Source organism: Psychrobacter lutiphocae DSM 21542, assembly GCF_000382145.1.
Taxonomy (GTDB): Bacteria; Pseudomonadota; Gammaproteobacteria; order Pseudomonadales; family Moraxellaceae; genus Psychrobacter; species Psychrobacter lutiphocae.
In genome coordinates this window covers 1-5266 of the sequence record NZ_KB907686.1, presented here as the reverse complement: position 1 = coordinate 5266, position 5266 = coordinate 1, and the positions used below count along the sequence as shown (strand labels likewise).

The following is a 5266-nucleotide window of genomic DNA, read 5'->3' as shown; positions in this document are numbered from 1 at the left end:
GATGGGCCACTACCAAGCTCGAAAGATACTACCCGTTATCATTATAACGGTAAAAGCCAAATAGTCAGTATAGCCTATCCAGAAGGCCTGACTCAGAATATGAGCTATGACGATCAAGGTAGGCTTGCAGCATTAAAGGATATTGATAACACTACCAGCACTTATCAGTATGATGCCCAAGGTCAAATCACTCAAACCAATCAAAATGGACAAACCACTACCATCAGCTATGACCCAATGGGCAGAGTCGCGCAGGTTACCGATCCATTGGGTCAAATACTAAGTTATCAATATAACTCAGCTGGTCAATTGATAAGCATGGGCGATAAAACGCAAGCACAGATTGATCTGATTCGTGATAAAGAAGGCAATTTAACTGCTGCTAATTTATTAGTAGATGGTAAGGTTGAGCAGAAAAAAACATTTGAAACAATAGATAATGACACAAAGCAAGCGCTTTTAAGTAGCATTCAACAGATAGCTGAAGGCCAAACAGGCAATAGTGCACGACCAGATATTAACATAAACCCTTATCAACAAATTAGTGCCGTTTTAAACCAATCTGTTAGCGTGGCTAAAGCGAAGCTTGAACAATCTGATGTAGATGGACTCATTACCACTTATACCCAAGATGATATGGGTAATATAATCGCTGTTGACAGTCCCACAACAGGGATTACCACCTATAAATACGATGAGAATAATCTACTCATCGGTAGTCAGTCACCTCTCAACACTCAAACCTATCAGCGGGACAGTATTGGGCGCATAACCGATATACAAGTAACATCAATGGATGGCATTATTGAGCAACACCATATTGAATGGGGAGCGCACAATAAACCTATCAAGATTACTTATCCTACAGGGTTTGAAACTTTCTCATATAATGATGCTGGTAAGCTTAAAACGCACACTCAAAACATCGATAATAAAACCTTTACGCTAACGTATAAATACGATAATCAAGACAGAGTCGCCTCTAAGAAGTTACCTAGTGGTGAAGTGATTAAGTATACCTATAATGGTAGTGACAAGAAAAAAGTCGGTGTACTAAATAGCGTTGAGCTTAAAGGGTTATGGAATAAGCCTATTATTAGCGGACTTAATTCAGACGATGATACCAGTATTAATCAGTCATTTACCTTTGGTAATGGAATTAGTAATAGCCTACAAAAAGACTCAAATGGACGAATCGTTTTAGCAGGTAATCCTAAAGTTGGTCAAACTGTACTAAATTATTCAGGTAATAAAACCACAGAACCCACTACAGTTAACCAAACCTATAGCGCCCAACTAGGCGATGCTATCCATCCAAATCAAGGTATCCACAAGCACCTAGAAGGGGCTTTAGATAAGGTATTACATGGACGCAGTAGCGACATAACAGCCCCAGTACAAACAGACATTATTGAACAAATATATCAACTGCCCAAACTAGATAAATGGGGCAGGACCATTCAACAAGGCGATCAACATTATGAATACGACAGTCAAAACCGACTTACTAAGATAACCCATACGGATGCTACAGGTCGATCACTACCCGTAGCAGAGTATCGCTATAACACCTTTAACCAGCGTATCGCCAAAACCACATACAATAATCAAGGCGCAAAAACTAAGAACACCTATTATTTCTATAACGGTAACCAGCTAGTCGCAGAAACAACAGATGAGGCGAGTAAAAAGGCTGATAACCTAAAGCAATATATCTGGCTAAACGATACCCCTATTGCGGTACTGCAGCAAGGGGATCTGTTTTATATCCATACCGACCATAGAAATGCACCAATAGCCGTTACTGATAAAACGAGTAAGCTAGTTTGGCAAGCGACCAATGAAGACTTTGGGTTTGCTCATATCAATCGTCAAAGTGAGTTTGAGCTTAATCTACGGCTATCCAATCAGTACTACGACAGTGAAAGCGGTCTACACTACAATACCAATCGTTATTACGACCCAGTCAATCTTAGATATAATACTACAGATCCGTTAGGTCTAGCAGCAGGACCTGACTTGTTTGCCTTTGCCTTAAATCAGCCTCACAGTGTGAGTGATCCTGATGGGTTAGATCCTCAATGGAATTTACCAACTGATCGTGAAGTAGCAGGTTGGAATAATGAACAGAAGATTGGTTGGGTGTTTAATTATGCAGCAGGATTTTTTGGATCCGATGTTAAATCAGCGTTGCGTGAACTTGTAAGTCCTTCTTCTATTGCTACTACAGCAGCTGTATTTGGTGTTTGGGCTGTTGCTCAATTTACCCCTTATGGATGGGCGGCTGACATTGCGTTAGCTGGAATAGGGGGTCTCCTTATTGGTAAAGCAATTATTGATGTCATAAACGGTCTTTACAAAGCCTCCAAGATATTAAAACCCACATGTAAAGCTACTGATTTATTAGAAGCTGGAGAATCTATTCGAAAAGCAGTAAAAGCTGCTACACAAAGTCTTGCTACTGGTGCTGGTGCTTTAGCTGGTGCGAGAATAGCTAAATTATTCCGAACTATTTTTAAAGATAGAGGGCATACTGCTACGCAAGCTAAAAGAGCTGCAAACGATCAGAAAAGATATGGAACTTTTAAACCAGGCAGAACACGCGCTGGTTATAAAGAAAATGCAGAGGCTAAAAGGCGTGCGGAATCGGCGGGATATGGTGATGCTTTTCGCCCCCCATGGTCAAAATGGAAGACCGTAACAGATACTTGGCTTAATCCAGGTGAGAAAGTTTATATGTTGGTGAATAAAGGAGCTACACCTACAGAACCTGGGTTAGGGGGGTGGGTGTCACCTGATAAGTTTTCAAATTTAAAAGAAGCTAGACAAAAGTTAGCTTTATTGCCTGATTTTAAGCAAGATCATGAGTGTTGCGATTTAGTAGAGCTCATAGTTAAAACTCCCATACCTGTTCGTTCAGGTACCGTAGGATCATTGATTTCAAGAGAGAATGGTGCATTATATAGAGGAGGTGCTCGACAAAGTGAACTGCTTATTAATCTAAGAGATGATAAGTGGAGAAACTATTTTAGAGTAAATGATATTAAAAAAGAGGCTGATCTCAAATGATAAAAGAATTTAAGGTTACAAGTAGCAAAGGACAAGTATGTATATATAGTGACTATTTTTTTTTATATAAAGGAGGTAGTTATACGTCAATCAGAGAAGCTGAATAAAAATCTGGTTTTGGCTATGATATAGATAATCCATATTTTATTATAGAATGGGTACATAACGAAGAACTGATAAAGTTGACAGTTAAGGGGCTAGCCTCAGATTTTAAAGTAGATCCAAATAGCAATCTTATTTACGTTAGAGGTAATTATATAGATATCATCAAGTCCCGTAAGAATATATTTACTAAAAATAACTTGAATGAGTGGCCTCTAAGCTACTTTATCAACGTAAACGGGAGTATTAATCACCAACTCAATCCCCCTAAATATGTATATTATAAAGATAGAATACCTTGGCATACTTTTTTACCCAGTAACGAAACAGAAGCAGATAACGCTAATAAAACCCCTACAGAAGGTATTAGTGGAATAAAATATTTTAATGAAAGAAACAGCCTTGTTGGTTCATATTACTATATGGGTGATTCAATTCAAGAACGAGAATATGATGCTATAAAAAAAGAATGGGGTGCCATAGTGACAGCGTTTAGAACATAGTTCTAAATAATTTGAATTATTTTAAATTATTAGTATATAAGACCTAAGTTATGACAATTGAATTTAAAATTACTAATAGTAAAAATCAAAGCTGTTTGTATAAAGATTACCACTATATTTATCAAGGCAACAAATATAGTTCTTTTTGGGTTTTAAATTCAAAGACAGATTTTGAATATGATATTGACAATCCCTTTTATATAATAGAATGGAGTTTTAATAATAAGTCAATCACTTTAAAAATAGAAGGTCTTTCAGCTGTATTTCAGGTTGATCCACTTAGCAAGCTTATTATTATTCAGGCTAAACATATTAAGTTTGAAAGATCCGATAATTTAAAATATACAATTAATTCCTCTAACGATTGGTCTTTTTGTTATTTTCTTGAGAACAGTGGTAAAGTTAATCATCAGCTTATCTTACCAGAGTTTGTTTATTATAAAGATATACCTTGGGATACCTTTTTACCAAGTAGTGAAGAAGAGTTGGTTAGTAGTGAAAAACATCCTGTTGAGGGTTTATCCAGTATTGTGTTTGATAAAGATAGAAACAGTTTAGTCGGTTCATATTATTACAGTTATGATTCAATTCAAAAAAGAGAATATGATGCTATAAAAAAAGAATGGGGTGCCATAGTGACAGCATTTAGAGCATAGCTCTAAATAATTCGGATTATTTTAAATTATTAGTATATAAGACCTAAGTGATGACAATTGAATTTAAAATAACCAGCAGTAGAAATCAACATTGTGTTTACAAAGATTACCATTATATTTATCAAGGTGATCAATACGTTTCCTTGTGGGAGCTAAATTTAAAGACCGATTTTAAATATAATATTGATAACCCTTTTTACATAATAGAATGGACTTATAATAAAAAGCTAACTAGGCTGAAAATAGAGGGGCTTGGAACTGATTTCAAGGTTGATCCGCTTAGTAAACTTATCATTATTAAAGCTAAACATGTTAAGTTTGAAAGATCGGATAATTTAAAATATACAATTAATTCTTCTAACGATTGGTCTTTTTGTTATTTTCTTGAGAACAGTGGTAGAGTTAATCATCAGCTTATCTTACCAGAGTTTGTTTATTATAAAGATATACCTTGGGATACCTTTTTACCAAGTAGTAAAGAAGAGTTGGCTAATAGTGAAAAATATCCTGTTGAGGGTTTATCCAGTATTGTGTTTGATGAAGATAGAAATAGTTTGGTGTGCTCATACTATTACAAGTATGATTCAATTCAAAAAAGAGAATATGATGCTATAAAAAAAGAATGGGGTGCCATAGTGACGGCGTTTAGAACATAGTTCTAATTAATTCGGATTAAGTAATCGAACAGAAATACATTATAATAGCAATTTTCCATAACAGACATAAAAAGCCATCATGAAGATAAGACAAGTAGAACTAACCGATGCCGAGCGTAAAGCACTAGACCACGGGTATAAACACGGAAAAACAGCCAGTTATCGAAAACGTTGTCACATTATACTGCTAAAAAGTGATGGCAGAATAGCCAAAGACATCGCACAAATAACCGACACCAACATTCAAAGCGTATACAATTGGCTCAACCGTTATGACGCC

At 36.1% G+C, this 5266-nt stretch carries 5 protein-coding genes; all 5 read left to right on the top strand.

The window, feature by feature from the left end:
- Nucleotides 1-3069: RHS repeat-associated core domain-containing protein (locus tag H140_RS0113485; protein ID WP_026349111.1), on the top strand; the 3069-nt coding region annotated here is incomplete at its 5' end.
- A 182-nt stretch (nucleotides 3070-3251) separates the two neighbouring features.
- Nucleotides 3252-3674 carry a hypothetical protein gene (locus tag H140_RS0113480; protein ID WP_019674169.1) on the top strand — a complete coding sequence of 141 codons (423 nt, stop codon included), beginning with the start codon at nucleotides 3252-3254 and terminating at the stop codon, nucleotides 3672-3674.
- Nucleotides 3675-3724: 50 nt separating this feature from the next.
- Nucleotides 3725-4330, top strand: coding sequence for a hypothetical protein (locus tag H140_RS0113475; protein WP_019674168.1), 606 nt, complete (start codon nucleotides 3725-3727; stop codon nucleotides 4328-4330).
- Between the two features lie 50 nt (nucleotides 4331-4380).
- A complete protein-coding gene (locus tag H140_RS0113470; protein WP_019674167.1) occupies nucleotides 4381-4986 on the top strand; it encodes a hypothetical protein in 606 nt (201 codons plus the stop codon).
- 79 nt (nucleotides 4987-5065) lie between these two features.
- The coding region (locus H140_RS0113465; protein WP_019674166.1) for a helix-turn-helix domain-containing protein at nucleotides 5066-5266 on the top strand (201 nt) is incomplete at its 3' end.

Excerpts from the sequence above, each read along its gene's own strand:
- H140_RS0113475 (WP_019674168.1), top strand. The coding sequence starts at position 3,725 with ATGACAATTGAATTTAAAATTACTAATAGTAAAAATCAAAGCTGTTTG.
- H140_RS0113470 (WP_019674167.1), top strand. The coding sequence starts at position 4,381 with ATGACAATTGAATTTAAAATAACCAGCAGTAGAAATCAACATTGTGTT.